At 59.3% G+C, this 15,585-nt stretch carries 18 protein-coding genes and 1 tRNA gene; 2 read left to right on the top strand and 17 right to left on the bottom strand.

What is annotated here, in order from left to right:
* Positions 1-6: 6 nt before the first annotated feature.
* From hscB to trmJ, 7 genes are all read right to left on the bottom strand, one after another.
* Positions 7-528 carry a co-chaperone HscB gene (hscB, locus tag AACY08_RS18220; protein ID WP_339470732.1) on the bottom strand — a complete coding sequence of 174 codons (522 nt, stop codon included), beginning with the start codon at positions 526-528 and terminating at the stop codon, positions 7-9.
* An 8-nt stretch (positions 529-536) separates the two neighbouring features.
* On the bottom strand, positions 537-860 hold the full coding sequence (iscA, locus tag AACY08_RS18215) for an iron-sulfur cluster assembly protein IscA (protein ID WP_003175963.1): 324 nt from the start codon (positions 858-860) through the stop codon (positions 537-539).
* 28 nt (positions 861-888) lie between these two features.
* Positions 889-1,275 (bottom strand): Fe-S cluster assembly scaffold IscU, encoded by a 387-nt coding sequence (gene iscU, locus AACY08_RS18210; RefSeq protein ID WP_339470730.1) that lies wholly within the window; start codon positions 1,273-1,275, stop codon positions 889-891.
* 99 nt (positions 1,276-1,374) lie between these two features.
* A complete protein-coding gene (locus AACY08_RS18205; RefSeq protein ID WP_339420553.1) occupies positions 1,375-2,589 on the bottom strand; it encodes an IscS subfamily cysteine desulfurase in 1,215 nt (404 codons plus the stop codon).
* A gap of 49 nt (positions 2,590-2,638) precedes the next feature.
* Positions 2,639-3,130 carry a Fe-S cluster assembly transcriptional regulator IscR gene (gene iscR / locus AACY08_RS18200; protein ID WP_065874522.1) on the bottom strand — a complete coding sequence of 164 codons (492 nt, stop codon included), beginning with the start codon at positions 3,128-3,130 and terminating at the stop codon, positions 2,639-2,641.
* Between the two features lie 287 nt (positions 3,131-3,417).
* Positions 3,418-4,203, bottom strand: coding sequence for a serine O-acetyltransferase (gene cysE, locus AACY08_RS18195; protein ID WP_339470728.1), 786 nt, complete (start codon positions 4,201-4,203; stop codon positions 3,418-3,420).
* 3 nt (positions 4,204-4,206) lie between these two features.
* Positions 4,207-4,977: a tRNA (cytosine(32)/uridine(32)-2'-O)-methyltransferase TrmJ gene (trmJ, locus tag AACY08_RS18190; protein ID WP_065874520.1), complete on the bottom strand. Its 771-nt coding sequence runs from the start codon at positions 4,975-4,977 to the stop codon at positions 4,207-4,209.
* Between the two features lie 145 nt (positions 4,978-5,122).
* Between trmJ and suhB the strand changes: the two genes are divergently transcribed.
* Positions 5,123-5,938 carry a type III secretion system regulator SuhB gene (suhB, locus tag AACY08_RS18185; RefSeq protein ID WP_003175971.1) on the top strand — a complete coding sequence of 272 codons (816 nt, stop codon included), beginning with the start codon at positions 5,123-5,125 and terminating at the stop codon, positions 5,936-5,938.
* A 224-nt stretch (positions 5,939-6,162) separates the two neighbouring features.
* On the opposite strand, the gene AACY08_RS18180 is transcribed toward suhB, so the two are convergent.
* The 6 genes from AACY08_RS18180 to queA form a co-directional block, all read right to left on the bottom strand.
* Positions 6,163-6,705, bottom strand: a complete 543-nt coding sequence (locus AACY08_RS18180) for a glycine zipper 2TM domain-containing protein (RefSeq protein WP_015885750.1) — start codon at positions 6,703-6,705, stop codon at positions 6,163-6,165.
* Positions 6,706-6,829: 124 nt separating this feature from the next.
* On the bottom strand, positions 6,830-7,744 hold the full coding sequence (secF, locus tag AACY08_RS18175) for a protein translocase subunit SecF (protein WP_339420643.1): 915 nt from the start codon (positions 7,742-7,744) through the stop codon (positions 6,830-6,832).
* A gap of 9 nt (positions 7,745-7,753) precedes the next feature.
* A complete protein-coding gene (secD, locus tag AACY08_RS18170) occupies positions 7,754-9,622 on the bottom strand; it encodes a protein translocase subunit SecD (protein WP_339420644.1) in 1,869 nt (622 codons plus the stop codon).
* A 62-nt stretch (positions 9,623-9,684) separates the two neighbouring features.
* Positions 9,685-10,023, bottom strand: a complete 339-nt coding sequence (gene yajC, locus AACY08_RS18165) for a preprotein translocase subunit YajC (protein WP_003175975.1) — start codon at positions 10,021-10,023, stop codon at positions 9,685-9,687.
* 43 nt (positions 10,024-10,066) lie between these two features.
* Positions 10,067-11,182 carry a tRNA guanosine(34) transglycosylase Tgt gene (gene tgt, locus AACY08_RS18160; RefSeq protein WP_339470770.1) on the bottom strand — a complete coding sequence of 372 codons (1,116 nt, stop codon included), beginning with the start codon at positions 11,180-11,182 and terminating at the stop codon, positions 10,067-10,069.
* Between the two features lie 5 nt (positions 11,183-11,187).
* Entirely contained in the window at positions 11,188-12,237 is a 1,050-nt protein-coding gene (gene queA, locus AACY08_RS18155) for a tRNA preQ1(34) S-adenosylmethionine ribosyltransferase-isomerase QueA (protein ID WP_339438138.1), read from the bottom strand.
* 108 nt (positions 12,238-12,345) lie between these two features.
* On the opposite strand from queA, the gene AACY08_RS18150 reads away from it, so the two are divergent.
* Positions 12,346-12,430 (top strand) — tRNA-Leu (locus AACY08_RS18150).
* Between the two features lie 194 nt (positions 12,431-12,624).
* On the opposite strand, the gene AACY08_RS18145 is transcribed toward AACY08_RS18150, so the two are convergent.
* The 4 genes from AACY08_RS18145 to AACY08_RS18130 are packed head-to-tail and all read right to left on the bottom strand — an operon-like array spanning position 12,625 to position 15,552.
* Positions 12,625-13,701, bottom strand: coding sequence for a protein-glutamate methylesterase/protein-glutamine glutaminase (locus tag AACY08_RS18145; RefSeq protein WP_339470726.1), 1,077 nt, complete (start codon positions 13,699-13,701; stop codon positions 12,625-12,627).
* Positions 13,694-14,197, bottom strand: a complete 504-nt coding sequence (gene cheD / locus AACY08_RS18140) for a chemoreceptor glutamine deamidase CheD (RefSeq protein ID WP_339470724.1) — start codon at positions 14,195-14,197, stop codon at positions 13,694-13,696. Before cheD ends, AACY08_RS18145 begins: the two co-directional genes overlap by 8 nt.
* The gene (locus tag AACY08_RS18135; RefSeq protein WP_339470722.1) at positions 14,194-15,003 is read right to left on the bottom strand and encodes a CheR family methyltransferase; all 810 of its coding nucleotides are present in this window, start codon (positions 15,001-15,003) and stop codon (positions 14,194-14,196) included. Before AACY08_RS18135 ends, cheD begins: the two co-directional genes overlap by 4 nt.
* A 9-nt stretch (positions 15,004-15,012) precedes the next feature.
* Positions 15,013-15,552 carry a chemotaxis protein CheW gene (locus AACY08_RS18130; RefSeq protein ID WP_339420649.1) on the bottom strand — a complete coding sequence of 180 codons (540 nt, stop codon included), beginning with the start codon at positions 15,550-15,552 and terminating at the stop codon, positions 15,013-15,015.
* Positions 15,553-15,585: the final 33 nt, after the last annotated feature.

Here is a 15,585-nt window from a genome sequence, read left to right as displayed (position 1 = left end):
ACTGGGTTAATCGTCGAGGCGCTCTTCTAGCTGGCGCACTTCGTAGGTGAGCTTGTCGAGGAACTGCATGCGCCGCATCAGGCGTTCGGCCTGTTCGCGTTGCGCTGCATCATCCCAACAAGCTGCGAAGCTTTCGTTGAGCTCATCCTGGGCCACTTTCAGACGACGCTTGAAGACCGCGACGCCAGCCACATCGGCTTCGTCCTGCAAGTCTTCGAGTTCTTCGCGCCACTGCAACTGCTGCATCAGGAAGTCGGGGTCGTGCACCGTGACTTCAAGCGGCAACTCGCCACCGTTCATCGCGAGCAGGTAACGCGCGCGCTTGGGTGGGTTTTTCAGCGTCTGATAGGCTTCGTTGAGGCTGGCCGATTGCTCCAGCGCCAGGCGTTGCTCACGCTCGGAAGCGTCAGCGAAGCGGTCCGGATGCACGCTACGCGCCAATTCGCGGTAGCGCGTAGCAAGCTGCTCAAGGTCCAGCCGAAAGCTCGGCTGCAGCTCGAATAAAGCGAAATGACAAGGAGTGCCCACGAATAGCCTCAGATGTTGAAGCTTTCGCCGCAGCCACATTCACCGCGTACGTTGGGGTTGTTGAACTTGAAGCCTTCGTTCAACCCTTCCTTGACGAAATCGAGCTCGGTGCCGTCCAGGTAGGTCAGGCTTTTAGGGTCGATGATCACTTTCTCGCCGTGACTTTCGAACACCTGGTCTTCCGCAACCACCTCGTCGACAAACTCCAGCACGTAGGCAAGGCCGGAACAGCCCGTGGTGCGAACACCCAGACGAATCCCCTCACCTTTACCGCGCCCATTCAGGGAGCGGCGAATGTGCTGCGCAGCCGCTTCTGTCATGCTGATAGCCATCGTTGACTCCTTACCTGTCGCCAAATGCTTAGATCAAGCCTTTCTTCTGCTTGTAGTCGCGAACGGCCGCCTTGATGGCGTCTTCTGCGAGTACCGAGCAGTGGATTTTCACGGGCGGCAACGCCAGTTCTTCGGCCAGCTGGGTGTTGCTGATAGTGACAGCCTCATCCAGGGTCTTGCCTTTCATCCATTCGGTCGCCAGGGAGCTGGAGGCGATGGCCGAACCGCAGCCGTAAGTCTTGAACTTAGCGTCTTCGATAACGCCAGCGTCGTTAACCTTGATCTGCAGGCGCATCACATCGCCGCACGCCGGAGCGCCAACCATGCCGGTGCCGACATCAGGGTCTTGCGCGTTCATCTTGCCGACGTTGCGCGGGTTTTCGTAGTGGTCGATGACCTTTTCGCTGTAAGCCATGGTACTGAATCCTCACTCATCAGGGCCGCTCTGGAACCCTGTAGAAACGCCTGCGTTTTCCGCCACGTTCCTACAGAGCTGGGGTGGCGGCTTCTATAGTTAGTGTGCCGCCCACTCGATCTTGGAAATATCGACACCGTCTTTGTACATGTCCCACAGCGGCGACAGAACGCGCAGCTTGTTGACGGCTTCGCAAACTTTCTGCGCGGCGTAGTCGATTTGCTCTTCGGTGGTGAAGCGGCCGAACGTAAAGCGGATAGAGCTGTGCGCCAGTTCGTCGTTGCGGCCCAGGGCGCGCAAAACATACGAAGGCTCAAGCGAGGCCGAGGTACAGGCCGAACCGGACGAAACCGCCAGGTCCTTGAGCGCCATGATCAGGGACTCGCCTTCGACATAGTTGAAGCTCAAATTCAGGTTGTGCGGTACGCGGGCGGTCATGCTGCCGTTGACGTACAGCTCTTCAAGGTTCTCGACCTGCTTATAGAAGCGATCGCTGAGTGCCTTGATGCGCACGTTTTCGGCAGCCATGTCTTCCTTGGCTACGCGGAAGGCTTCGCCCATGCCAACGATCTGGTGGGTCGCCAAAGTGCCAGAACGCATGCCGCGCTCGTGACCGCCGCCGTGCATGGCGGCTTCGATGCGCACACGTGGCTTACGGCTCACGTACAGGGCGCCGATGCCTTTCGGGCCGTAGGTCTTGTGGGCAGAGAACGACATCAGGTCGACTTTCAGTTTCGACAGATCGATGTCGACCTTGCCGGTGGACTGAGCAGCATCGACGTGCAGTAGGATGCCCTTGGAACGGGTCAACTCGCCAATGGCCGCGATGTCGTTGATGGTGCCGATTTCGTTGTTCACGTGGATCACGGAAACCAGGATGGTGTCTTCACGCATCGCGGCGTCGATCATCGCCGGGGTGACGATACCGTCGGTGGTTGGCTCAAGGTAGGTCACCTCGAAACCTTCACGCTCCAGTTGGCGCATGGTGTCGAGGACAGCCTTGTGCTCAATCTTGGTGGTGATCAGGTGTTTGCCTTTGGTCGCGTAGAAATGCGCCGCACCCTTGATTGCCAGGTTGTCGGACTCGGTGGCACCGGAGGTCCAGACGATTTCACGCGGGTCTGCGCCAACCAGATCGGCGACCTGGCGACGGGCGTTCTCGACCGCTTCCTCAGCTTTCCAGCCGAATACGTGGGAACGGGAGGCAGGGTTGCCGAAGTTTCCGTCAACCAGCAGGCACTCGCTCATCTTTTGCGCGACACGCGGGTCAACCGGGGTGGTCGCTGAGTAATCAAGGTAAATCGGCAATTTCATGGACTTTCTCCTAATCAGGCTGGCTGGCGTGCCGCTAGCTCTTCGGCTGTCACTCGACGGCGGACGCTTCAATCTTGTCCAGACGCGGCGCCTTGGTGTTGCAACGGCGCTGGTCCTGACGCTGGGCTACTTCTTGTACCTCACGGCGAGTCACAAGATCAGCCAAGCTGATACCACTCAAAAACTCATGGATCTGCAGGCTCAGATCGCACCACAAGTGGTGCGTCAGGCAGGTGTCGCCAGCGTGGCAATCACCCTGGCCCTGGCATTTGGTCGCGTCGACGGATTCGTTGACCGCGTCGATCACCTGAGCCACCTGGATGCCCTGCATATCGCGGGACAGTTGATAGCCGCCACCCGGACCACGCACGCTGGAAACCAGATTGCTACGGCGCAACTTGGCGAACAGCTGCTCGAGGTAGGACAGGGAAATGCCTTGGCGCTCGGAGATATCGGCCAGGGACACAGGCCCAGTTTGCGCGTGCAAGGCCAGGTCAAGCATGGCGGTCACCGCGTATCGGCCTTTTGTAGTCAGTCTCATGGACAAGTACCAAGGTGTTTCAGAATGGGAGCAAGTATGCGATTCCCGAGTATTTAAGTCAACTATAAGACCTAGTACTTTAGTCAGGATTACGCGTAAAAAGGGCGCGCGAATCATAGCAGGATGGGGTGGGGACGAACAGCGGCAACAAGGTCGTAAGGAAATTGCAAGGCCAGAGGATATCAAATACGGGAGCTAGCTTACCTGCGATAGCGGTGGATCAGCACCACATGGGGTAGCTGGCATACCGCTATCGCAGGCAAGCCAGCCCCCACTGGGCAACGCGTTCAGCCAGCCTTGGTGGTGGCGGCTTCGTCCTTGATCTCGGCAAAGTCTTCCTCGCGCAACTCAGGCAGATCCTTCGCGCAGTAAGGGCTACCCAGATCCTTCAACGCACCGCACATACCCTCCAGCTTGCCGTCCACCGCTTGCAGGTGGTCAAGCAACTGGCCAATGGCGCGCGCCACCGGGTCGGGCATGTCTTCGCTGACACCATAGGCATCGAAACCGATCTTCTCGGCCATGGCCTTGCGCTTGGCTTCCTGCTCGTCGCCGACTTCCGGCTTGACGATGATGCGACCAGGAATGCCAACAACGGTCGCGCCAGGCGGCACGGCCTTGGTCACCACGGCATTGGAACCCACCTTGGCACCGGCGCCGACGGTGAACGGGCCGAGTACCTTGGCGCCCGCCCCTACCACCACGCCATCACCCAGTGTCGGGTGACGCTTGCCTTTATTCCAGCTTGTGCCACCCAAGGTCACGCCTTGATAGAGCGTCACGTCATCGCCGATCTCGGCAGTCTCGCCAATCACGATGCCCATGCCATGGTCGATGAAGAAGCGGCGGCCCACTTTGGCACCCGGATGAATCTCAATCCCGGTCAGCCAGCGCCCAAAGTTCGACACCAATCGCGCCAGCCATTTCCAGCCCATGCCCCACAACGCGCCGGACAGGCGGTGAATCCAAATCGCGTGCATGCCGGGGTAGCAGGTAAGCACTTCAAAGGCGTTGCGCGCCGCCGGGTCACGATGGAAAACACTCTGGATATCTTCTCGCAAACGCTCGAACATTTTTTAATCCTTCCGCTTAAGAAGCTCGCCACGGGCCGCTTTCTGGGTTTCCGTGAGGATGCCACGCAATATATTCATTTCGGCTCGGCTCACTGAACTGCGTCCGTACAGGCGACGCAGGCGCGCCATCAAGTGCCGGGGCTTGTCCGGATCGAGGAATTCGATGGCCACCAGGGTTTGCTCCAGGTGCTCATAGAATCGCTCCAACTCGTCCATGGTGGCCAACTCGCCACTTTTGGTCGATGCGACTTCATCCTTTTCCACTTTGCTAGGCTGCCCCTCAGCAGCCAGCCAGGCCATGCGCACTTCGTAAGTTAACACCTGCACCGCTGCCCCGAGATTCAGCGAGCTGAACTCAGGGTCTGATGGAATGTGCACGTGGTAATGACATCGCTGCAGCTCTTCATTGGTCAGGCCGGAATCTTCACGCCCGAATACCAAGGCGATTTCAGCGCCGCCGGCGGCCTCTTCCACCACTTTGGTGCCGCACTCGCGCGGATCCAGCAGCGGCCAAGGGATGCGACGGTCGCGGGCGCTGGTGCCGAGCACCAGGTTGCAGCCGACCAAGGCGTCTTCCAAGGTGGCAACGACCTGGGCTTTTTCCAGGAGGTCATTGGCGCCGGACGCGCGAGCATCGGCCTCGTGGTGCGGGAACAGGCGCGGCTCGACCAGCACCAGGCGCGTCAGCCCCATGTTTTTCATGGCTCGCGCCACCCCACCGATGTTGCCGGGATGACTGGTATTGACCAAGACGACACGAATGTTTTGCAGCAAGGGAGGCGCTCTCGGACACGGGAAAGGGGAGCAAATCTTACAGAACAGCCTAAGGTTATGCCATGAAAGCTAACGTCGTCCTTCACCTGAAGAAAGTTTCTGCTAAACTGCTCGGCTTTCTTTAACAACCTTAGGTGACCTATCCATGCAGCCCATGCTGAATATCGCGCTGCGCGCCGCCCGCAGCGCCAGTGAATTGATCTTCCGCTCCATCGAGCGCCTGGATACCATCAAGGTCGACGAAAAAGACGCCAAGGATTATGTATCCGAGGTGGATCGCGCCGCCGAACAGAAAATCATCGACGCTCTGCGCAAGGCCTACCCTACCCACGGCATTCTCGGTGAAGAAACCGGCCTGCACAAAGGTAGCGGCGAAGGCGAAGATTACCTGTGGATCATCGACCCACTGGATGGCACCACGAACTTCCTGCGCGGCATCCCGCACTTTGCCGTGAGCATCGCGTGCAAATACCGTGGCCGCCTGGAACACGCTGTTGTGCTGGACCCGGTCCGCCAGGAAGAATTCACCGCCAGCCGTGGCCGTGGCGCCCAACTGAACGGTCGTCGCCTGCGCGTCAGCGGTCGCACCAGCCTCGACGGCGCCCTGCTGGGTACCGGCTTCCCGTTCCGTGACGACCAGATGGACAACCTGGAAAACTACCTGGGCATGTTCCGCGCCCTGGTTGGCCAGACCGCTGGTATCCGTCGCGCTGGCGCAGCTAGCCTGGACTTGGCTTATGTGGCTGCTGGTCGTTTTGATGCGTTCTGGGAGTCGGGCCTGTCCGAATGGGACATGGCGGCAGGCGCCCTGCTGATTCAAGAAGCTGGCGGCCTGGTGAGCGACTTCACCGGTGGTCACGACTTCCTGGAGAAAGGCCACGTGGTTGCCGGCAACACCAAATGCTTCAAGGCAGTGCTGACCGCGATCCAGCCGCACCTGCCGGCTTCGCTGAAGCGTTAAGCGAGCAGGCACAAAAAAGCACCCTTAGGGGTGCTTTTTTTATGCCTGGGATTTGAGGCTTGCCGCAACTACAGTAACAACACAAATCAATTGTGGGAAGGGGTCTGACCCCGATTGCAGTGGGCCAGCACCTAATAAGCTGACTGAACCACCGCAATCGGGGACAAGCCCCTTCCCACATTTTTGAACCCACACACATTTTTGCATCTGTACCAGGCTTGGGATTACTGCTGATTCTGGCCCAGCACCAAACGCCCTTCCTTGTCGACTGGAATCTGGCCGCCTGGATCACGATCCATACGCACCGAGCCTTCCTTGCCATCCAAGGTGTAACGCACATCATAGCCGACAACCTTGTCGCTGATGTCGTTGACGGTGTTACAGCGAGTCTGGGTAGTGGTGTAGGTATCGCGGTTCTGCATGCCTTCCTGAACCTTGTTACCGGCATAACCACCGCCGACCGCACCGGCCACGGTAGCCAGCTTCTTACCATTGCCGCCACCGACCTGATTGCCCAGCAGGCCACCGGCCAGCGCACCGACCACGGTACCGACGATCTGATGCTGATCCTGCACCGGCTTCTGCCGGGTTACCGCGACGTCCTTGCAGACCTCACGCGGGGTTTTGATCTGGGTTTTCACCGGCTGCACCGCCAGCACTTGCGCATACTCAGGGCCGCTTTTTACCAGGCTGTAGGTGGCGACAGCACCCCCGGCAGTCACACCGACAGCACCCAATACCGCACCAACCAGTAACGACTTGTTCACGTTGAACCTCCTGACCATCACAAACGGACCGAACGATCCGCGCTATACCCAGCCTTGGAGCAAAAAAAAAGGCACGAGTTCAATACTCGCGCCTTCTTTGTAACAGCAAGTCAACGACACCCCCTCAAGGGCGGTCGTCGACCTCCTTGCCGGTAGCGGCAGGAGGGATCAAGTCTTCGCTGTTGAGGTTCAGCCAGATCAGCACCACGTTGGCGATGTAGATCGACGAGTAGGTACCCGCCAGCACGCCGATGAACAGCGCCAGGGAGAAGCCCCACAGGTTGTCGCCGCCAAAGATCATCAGCGCGCCAATCGCCAGCAAGGTGGAGATCGACGTCGCCATGGTCCGCAGCAGGGTCTGCGTGGTGGAGATATTGATGTTCTCGATCAACGTCGCTTTGCGCAGTACGCGAAAGTTCTCACGAACCCGGTCGAATACCACGATGGTGTCGTTGAGCGAGTAACCAATGATCGCCAGCACGGCCGCCAGAACGGTCAGATCGAAGGTGATCTGGAAGTACGCCAGGATACCCACGGTCACGATCACGTCGTGGATCAGCGATACGATGGCGCCGACACCGAACTTCCACTGAAAGCGGAACGCCAGGTAAATCATAATACCCGCCAGCGCCATCAGCATGCCGAGGCCGCCCTGGTCACGCAGCTCTTCACCGACTTGTGGGCCGACGAATTCGACGCGCTTAACCGATGCCGGGTTGTCGCCGCCGACCTTCTGCAAGGCTTCAGCTACCTGGTGACCCAGTTGCGGGTCTTCGCCCGGCATACGCACCAGCAGATCGGTGGTGGCACCGAAGCTCTGCACCACGGCTTCGTGATAGCCGGCCTTGACCAGCTCGTTGCGCACCACGGTAACGTCGGCCGGCTTCTCATAGGTCAGCTCAATGAGCGTACCGCCGGTGAAGTCCAGACCGTAGTTGAGGCCCTTATGGAACCAGCTGAACAGCGCCAGAACGGTAAGGAGCACAGTAGCGCCGAACGCAATCTTGCGAACGCCCATGAAGTTGATTGTACGTAACATGGCAGCCCCTTAAATCCACAACTTCTTGAAGTCACGCCCGCCATAGATCAGGTTGACCATTGCGCGGGTCACCATGATGGCCGTGAACATCGAGGTAAAGATACCGAGGGACATGGTCACCGCAAAACCCTTGACCGGGCCGGTGCCCATGGCAAAGAGAATCCCACCTACCAACAATGTGGTCAGGTTGGAGTCGAGAATCGCGGTAAATGCCCGGCCGAAGCCTTCGTTGATTGCACGCTGTACGGTCATGCCATTGGCGATCTCTTCACGAATCCGCGAGAAGATAAGCACGTTGGCGTCTACCGCCATACCCATGGTGAGCACGATACCGGCGATACCTGGCAAGGTCAGCGTAGCACCCAATAGCGACATCAGCGCCAGCAGCATGACCATGTTGCCCGCCAGGGCCACCGTGGCGATGACGCCGAAGAAACGGTAGATGGCGATGATGAACAGCGACACAAACAGCATGCCCCACAAGGCCGCGTCGACACCCTTGGCGATGTTGTCGGCACCCAGGCTCGGGCCGATGGTACGTTCTTCAGCGAAGTACATCGGCGCAGCCAGGCCACCGGCACGCAGCAACAGGGCCAGTTCCGAGGATTCACCCTGACCGTTCAGGCCGGTGATGCGGAATTGAGCACCCAGCGGCGACTGGATGGTCGCCAGGCTGATGATCTTCTTTTCTTCCTTGAAGGTCTGTACCGGCACGTCTTTTTCGACGCCGTTGACCATTTGCTTGGTATAGGTGGTAACCGGGCGTTGCTCGATGAAGATCACCGCCATGCTGCGACCGACGTTGCTGCGCGTGGCGCGGCTCATCAGTTCGCCGCCGTGGCCATCCAGGTGGATGTTCACTTCAGGGGTACCGTGCTCGCCAAAACCCGCCTTGGCGTCGGTCACCTGATCACCGGTGATGATCAAGCCACGCTCGATCAGCGCTGGAGGACGATTGCCTTCGCGGAACTCGAACTCTTCGGAAGTGGCGCGGGTAGCACCCGACTCAGCCGCGAGGCGGAATTCCAGGTTGGCGGTTTTACCCAGGATACGCTTGGCTTCAGCGGTGTCCTGCACGCCGGGCAGCTCAACCACAATGCGGTTGGCACCCTGGCGCTGAACGATCGGCTCGGCCACACCCAGCTCGTTGACGCGGTTACGTACCGTGGTCAAGTTCTGTTTGATGGAGTATTCGCGGATTTCCGCGATCTTGGCCGGGCTCATCGCCAGACGCAGTACAGCCTGGCCATTGAGGTCAGCCGGTACGATATCGAAATCGTTGAAGTTCTTGCGGATCAGCGCACGGGCCTGTTCACGGGAAGCCTCGTCAGAGAAGCCCAGCTGGATGGCACCGTTGAGCTGCGGCAGGCTGCGATAACGCAAGCGCTCTTTACGCAGCAGGCTCTTCACGTCGCCTTCGTAGACTTTCAGACGGGCGTCGAGGGCTTTGTCCATGTCGACTTCCAGCAGGAAGTGCACACCACCGGACAAGTCCAGACCCAGCTTCATCGGGTGCGCGCCAATGCTGCGCAGCCATTGTGGCGTGGTCTGTGCCAGGTTTAGTGCAACGACGTAGTCGTCACCCATGGCCTTGCGCACGACATCTTTAGCCGGCAATTGGTCTTCTTGCTTGGTCAGGCGCAACAAGCCGCCTTTCGAACCAGCCGCCAAAGTTGCCGCTTTAACCTGAATGCCCGCGTCAGTGAGCGCTTTGCTCGCACGGTCCAGATCAGCCTGATTGACCTGCAGCGAAGTGCTGGCGCCAGAGATCTGGATCGCAGGGTCATCAGGATAGAGATTGGGAGCGGAATAAATAAACCCGATCGCCAGCACCGCCAGGATCAGTACGTATTTCCACAGAGGGTATTTGTTCAGCATCACGCCGCCCGCTTATAACGCGGGGCGCCTTGCGCGCCCCGTCGATTGGTAAAGGTTGTTACTCAGATCGCTTTGAGCGTGCCTTTTGGCAGCGTGGCAGCGATGGCGCCCTTCTGGAACTTCATTTCTACGGTGTCGGAGACTTCCAGAACCACGAAAGCATCGGAAACCTTGGTGATCTTGCCAGCGATGCCGCCGGTGGTCACAACTTCGTCACCTTTCTGCAGGCTGCCCAGCAGGTTCTTCTGCTCTTTGGCGCGCTTGGCCTGTGGACGCCAGATCATCAGGTAGAAGATGACCAGGAAGCCGACCAGGAAAATCCACTCGAAACCACCGCCCATAGGGCCGGCAGCAGCAGGCGCAGCGGCGTCAGCCATGGCGTTAGAGATAAAAAAGCTCATTTAGCACTCCAGTTGCAAATAGTGAATCTTAGGGTCGGAAAACTCAGTCCAAGGGCGGCACAGGGAGCCCGCGCTTGGCATAGAAGGTATCGACGAAGGCGGCCAATGTACCCTGTTGAATAGCCTCGCGCAAACCAGCCATCAGGACTTGGTAGTGACGCAAATTGTGGATGGTATTCAACATGCTACCCAGCATTTCCCCGCACTTGTCCAGATGATGCAGATAAGCCCGGGAGAAGTTCTGGCAGGTGTAGCAATCACAGGTGGGATCCAGCGGCGAATCATCATGGCGATGGAACGCGTTACGGATCTTCAGCACGCCTGTATCAATGAACAGATGCCCATTGCGGGCATTACGGGTTGGCATCACGCAATCGAACATGTCCACACCGCGGCGCACACCCTCTACGAGATCTTCCGGTTTGCCAACGCCCATAAGGTAACGAGGTTTTTCAGCGGGCATCAGGCCCGGCAGGTAATCCAGCACCTTGATCATCTCGTGCTTGGGCTCGCCCACCGACAAACCGCCGATGGCCAAGCCGTCAAAGCCGATCTTGTCGAGGCCTTCCAGCGAGCGTTTGCGCAAGCTTTCATGCATACCGCCCTGGACGATACCGAACAGCGCCGCCGTGTTGTCGCCGTGGGCATTCTTCGAACGCTGGGCCCAACGCAGCGACAACTCCATGGAGGTCCGTGCAACGTCTTCGTCAGCCGGGTACGGCGTGCACTCGTCAAAAATCATCACGATGTCGGAGCCCAGGTCGCGCTGCACCTGCATCGACTCTTCCGGGCCCATGAACACCTTGGAACCGTCCACCGGTGAGGCGAAGGTCACACCCTCCTCCTTGATCTTGCGCATGGCGCCCAGGCTGAACACCTGGAAACCACCGGAGTCAGTGAGGATCGGGCCTTGCCACTTCATGAAGTCATGCAGGTCGCCATGCTTCTTGATCACTTCCGTGCCCGGGCGCAACCACAGGTGGAAGGTGTTGCCGAGGATGATCTCGGCGCCGGTGGCGACGATGTCGCGCGGCATCATGCCTTTAACGGTGCCGTAGGTACCAACCGGCATGAAAGCTGGGGTCTCCACGGTGCCACGCGGGAAGGTCAGGCGACCACGACGGGCCTTGCCATCGGTGGCCAACAATTCAAACGACATACGACTCATGATTGTTCCTCTGGGCCGCGCGGCGCCGGATTGCGGGTGATAAACATCGCATCACCGTAGCTGAAAAAACGGTACTCGTTAGCGATGGCGGCTTGATAAGCGGCCATGGCTTCCGGGTAACCGGCAAATGCCGACACCAGCATCAACAGCGTGGATTCCGGCAAGTGAAAGTTGGTCACCAGGCAATCGACCACATGGAACGGCCGGCCTGGGTAAATAAAGATATCGGTGTCGCCACTGAACGGCTTGAGCACGCCATCACGCGCCGCACTCTCCAGCGAACGCACGCTGGTGGTGCCCACGGCCACCACTCGCCCGCCGCGCGCCTTGCACGCGTTAACCGCGTCAACGACGCCCTGGCTGACTTCCAGCCACTCGCTGTGCATATGGTGGTCTTCGATGTTATCCACACGCACCGGCTGAAACGTACCGGCCCCCACGTGCAGAGTCACATAAGCCGTCTCGACGCCCTTGGCGGCAATCGCATCCAGCAGCGGCTGGTCGAAATGCAGCCCGGCCGTCGGCGCAGCCACGGCACCAGGGCGTTGGGAGTAAACCGTCTGATAGCGCTCGCGGTCCGCGTCTTCGTCAGGGCGATCTATATAAGGCGGCAACGGCATATGGCCGACGCGCTCCAGCAATGGCAACACTTCTTCGGCAAACCTGAGCTCGAACAGCGCATCATGACGCGCCACCATCTCGGCTTCGCCACCGCCATCGATCAAGATGATCGAGCCCGGTTTCGGCGACTTGCTGGAGCGCACATGGGCCAGCACACGATGGCTGTCCAGCACCCGCTCCACCAGAATTTCCAGCTTGCCGCCGGAAGCTTTCTGGCCAAACAGCCGCGCCGGAATTACCCGGGTATTGTTGAACACCATCAGATCGCCTGGGCGCAAATGCTCAAGCAAATCAGTGAATTGACGGTGTGCGAGGGCACCGCTCACCCCGTCCAGGGTCAGCAGTCGACTGGCGCGACGCTCGGCCAAAGGGTGGCGAGCGATCAGCGAATCAGGGAGCTCAAAAGTAAAGTCAGCAACGCGCATGATGGGGTTCGTCTAGCAGGGCCGGGAAGTCTAGCGGAAATAGTGAAAATTGACCATGAAACGTGATTGACCAACGGTAATCTCATCTCTATACTTCGCCGCCATTGAGCCCTGATGGCGGAATTGGTAGACGCGGCGGATTCAAAATCCGTTTTCGAAAGAAGTGGGAGTTCGATTCTCCCTCGGGGCACCATCTTAAAAAAAGACCTTGAAATTCAAGGTCTTTTTTTTCGCCTGTAGAAAAGTGGCTTGTCGGCGGAATAACGACTCACCTCCCACCCCACACCTGAAACACGATCCACTGTGGGCGCTGGCTTGCCTGCGATAGCGCCAGCCCCAACATCCTCAAACCACCTGCCTACACACCCGCCACGTCACCCTGCCCCCTCACTTATGCAGGATCGCCAGATAAATATCCTCCAGCGCCATGATGCGCTGAGCGGCGTTGAGTTTGATGGCTTCCTTGGGCATGCCGAACACCACACAACTGGCTTCATCCTGGGCGACCGTGGCGGCCCCGGCCTCGAGCATTTCCTTGAGCCCGCGCGCGCCGTCGTCACCCATGCCCGTCATGATGATGCCGGTGGCATTCCTGCCGGCGAACCGGGCCACCGAACGAAATAGCACATCCACGGAAGGCCGATGGCGGTTGACCAGCGGTCCATCGATAACCTGAGCGTGATAATAGGCACCGCTGCGGGTGACCATCAGGTGCTTGCCGCCAGGGGCGATCAGGGCCAGGCCAGGCAGTATACGGTCGTTGTTGCGCGCTTCGCGCACCTCGATCTCGCACACGCTGTTGAGACGCTCGGCGAACGAAGCGGTGAACTTCTCGGGCATGTGCTGCACGATCACCATACCCGGGCACACTCGCGGCAGTGCCGTCAGCACGGCTTCCAGCGCTTGAGTGCCGCCGGTGGAGGTGCCGATGGCGACGATACGCTCGGTGGTCTGGGCCATCGCATGGCCATTGGCGGCGGGCAGGATCGCATCGGCACTGAGTTTGCTGGCCGGGGTCATTGGCGGGCTGACGCTGCGCTTTCCCAGGTTCCTGACGTTGGAGTTCGCTGCAGCCCGGATCGCTGCCACCAACTCGGCCGCCGACTCAATCAGGAAACTCTTTAAGCCGGTTGAGGGCTTGGTGATGATTTCCACCGCACCCGCCGACAGCGCCTGCAGTGAGGTTTCCGCGCCTTTCTGGGTCAACGAGGAACAGATCACCACCGGCGTCGGCCGCTCGCTCATGATTTTCTTGAGAAACGTGATGCCGTCCATGCGCGGCATTTCGATGTCCAGCACGATCACATCCGGCCATTCCCGGGCGAGTTTGTCCATGGCGAAAATCGGGTCGGAAGCCGCCCCCATGACGTGGATATCCGGCGTATCGCTGAGAATCGCCAGCAGTACCTGGCGCACCACAGCCGAATCATCGACCAGCAACACACTGATTTTTTTGTTAGGCATCTTCTTTAACTATTCCCATTGGTTGGTGCCGAACCCAGACGCTGCCGCTCCACAGGTCGAACATGATCGTGCGGTAACCGGTACTGCCCATGTCCTGGGCGGTCAGGTGCAGGTGATAGCGCTCGGCCAGGGCCAGTGCCGCGCGAATATTCAGGCTGGCCACGTCCTGCGTCGGCAGGCGGCGCTGCAAATCAGGAAACATCTCGCCGCCGCCGAACAACTTGACCTGGTAATCCCGTGCATGCGTGCCATTGACCTTTGCGTGGCGCAGCAGCAGTTCCAGGGCTTCGTCGGCGTACCTGCCATCCAGGGGCTGATGATTGCGCAGGCGCCCCGGCAGCATGAAGTGACACATGCCGCCGATCCGCAGTTGCGGATGCCAAAAGGTGATCGCCACGCAGGAGCCGAGCAAGGTACGCAGGCGCGTCGGCTGCGTCGCAAAGCTGACTTGGCCAGGTGCCAATACCACTTCGGCCGTACCGACAGGCTTTTTCATGGCTTGCGGTAAATCGACGGCGCCACCAGCTTCAAGGTGTCATTGACACCGTGGAGGCTTTCGGAGTGACTGATGATCAAGTAACCACCAGGTTTGAGCAGCGGCAGCAGGCGCGCGACCACCTGGCGCTTGGTCTGCTGATCGAAATAAATCATCACGTTGCGCAGGAAGATCACCTCGAACTCCCCCAGGGCCGGCAGCGCTTCGTTAAGGTTGACCTGGACAAAATTGACGCGGCTGCGCAAGGCCTTGTCGATCAAGACGGTGCCCTCCTGGCGCCCCATGCCCTTGAGGCAGTACTTGACCAGCAGCGGCTGGGGCAAGGTCTCGATGCGTTCCATTGAGTAATGCCCCGTGCGCGCCTTGGCCAGCACCTGGGAGCTGATGTCCGAGCCGATCACTTCCCAGGGCGTGGTGCCAAGACTTTCGGCCAGGGTCATCGCCAGGCTGTAGGGCTCTTCACCTGTGGAACTGGCCGCGCTCCACACGCGAAACATCCGGCCCGGCGTGGCCTGGGGCAGCACGTGCTGACGCAGGAAGTCGAAGTGCTTGGGCTCTCGAAAAAAATAGGTTTCGTTGGTGGTCAGCAAATCCAGCGCAACCTGCAGTTCGCCCTTGCGCTGGTCATTCATGATCAGCTTGAAATACTCACCATAGCTCTGCAGCTCATAGTGCTTGAGGCGCTTGAACAGGCGCCCGGCCACCAAGGCTTTCTTGGCCGGCGACAGGTTGATGCCGGCCGCGCGGTACAGCCAGGTCTGGAACTGACCGAATTCACGATCGTCGATGGAGACGGTGTCTGACATGATCGAGCCTCAACGCGGGTCGAGGTCAGGGGCTGGCGCCTGGCCGGCCTCGGCGAGGCTGGACATCTCGTCGATGGACAGCACCTTGTCCACTTCCAGCACGATCACGAATTTGCCGTCGACCTTGGCCATGCCACTGATGAAATCCGCGCGAATTCGCGCACCGAAGCTGGGTGGCGGTTCGATCTGCGTGGTCGGGATTTCCTGCACGGCAGACACCGTATCGACCAGCAGCCCGATGTCCTGTGGCTGGCCGTCCTCGGTACTCGCCTCGATGATGATCACGCAGGAGCGCCGGGTGATCGCTGAGTTGGCCCGACCAAAGCGCGCCGACAAGTCCACCACCGGCACCACTGCGCCGCGCAGGTTGATTACCCCGCGCACGAAAGCGGGCATCATCGGCACCACGGTCAGGCTACCGTATTCGATAATTTCCTTGATCCCCAGGATGCCGATGGCGAACATTTCGCCGCCCAGCATGAAGGTCAGGTACTGCGCATCCTCATCGACCGCCACCGCGGTCTGCCGAGTCGTCATTACTGCGCCCATGTCACTACTCTCCCTTGTAGGCCCGCATCGATC

The organism is Pseudomonas sp. EL_65y_Pfl1_R83 (genome assembly GCF_963970695.1).
GTDB lineage: Bacteria > Pseudomonadota > Gammaproteobacteria > Pseudomonadales > Pseudomonadaceae > Aquipseudomonas > Aquipseudomonas tritici.
This window is presented reverse-complemented; position numbering and strand designations above follow the sequence as displayed.

Bases quoted from the DNA above. Each gene is read 5' to 3' on its own strand.
- iscA (WP_003175963.1), bottom strand. From the start codon at position 860: ATGGCTATCAGCATGACAGAAGCGGCTGCGCAGCACATTCGCCGCTCC.
- iscU (WP_339470730.1), bottom strand. From the start codon at position 1,275: ATGGCTTACAGCGAAAAGGTCATCGACCACTACGAAAACCCGCGCAAC.
- AACY08_RS18205 (WP_339420553.1), bottom strand. From the start codon at position 2,589: ATGAAATTGCCGATTTACCTTGATTACTCAGCGACCACCCCGGTTGAC.
- iscR (WP_065874522.1), bottom strand. From the start codon at position 3,130: ATGAGACTGACTACAAAAGGCCGATACGCGGTGACCGCCATGCTTGAC.
- cysE (WP_339470728.1), bottom strand. From the start codon at position 4,203: ATGTTCGAGCGTTTGCGAGAAGATATCCAGAGTGTTTTCCATCGTGAC.
- suhB (WP_003175971.1), top strand. From the start codon at position 5,123: ATGCAGCCCATGCTGAATATCGCGCTGCGCGCCGCCCGCAGCGCCAGT.
- secF (WP_339420643.1), bottom strand. From the start codon at position 7,744: ATGTTACGTACAATCAACTTCATGGGCGTTCGCAAGATTGCGTTCGGC.
- secD (WP_339420644.1), bottom strand. From the start codon at position 9,622: ATGCTGAACAAATACCCTCTGTGGAAATACGTACTGATCCTGGCGGTG.
- yajC (WP_003175975.1), bottom strand. From the start codon at position 10,023: ATGAGCTTTTTTATCTCTAACGCCATGGCTGACGCCGCTGCGCCTGCT.
- tgt (WP_339470770.1), bottom strand. From the start codon at position 11,182: ATGTCGTTTGAATTGTTGGCCACCGATGGCAAGGCCCGTCGTGGTCGC.
- queA (WP_339438138.1), bottom strand. From the start codon at position 12,237: ATGCGCGTTGCTGACTTTACTTTTGAGCTCCCTGATTCGCTGATCGCT.
- AACY08_RS18145 (WP_339470726.1), bottom strand. From the start codon at position 13,701: ATGCCTAACAAAAAAATCAGTGTGTTGCTGGTCGATGATTCGGCTGTG.
- cheD (WP_339470724.1), bottom strand. From the start codon at position 14,197: ATGAAAAAGCCTGTCGGTACGGCCGAAGTGGTATTGGCACCTGGCCAA.
- AACY08_RS18135 (WP_339470722.1), bottom strand. From the start codon at position 15,003: ATGTCAGACACCGTCTCCATCGACGATCGTGAATTCGGTCAGTTCCAG.
- AACY08_RS18130 (WP_339420649.1), bottom strand. From the start codon at position 15,552: ATGGGCGCAGTAATGACGACTCGGCAGACCGCGGTGGCGGTCGATGAG.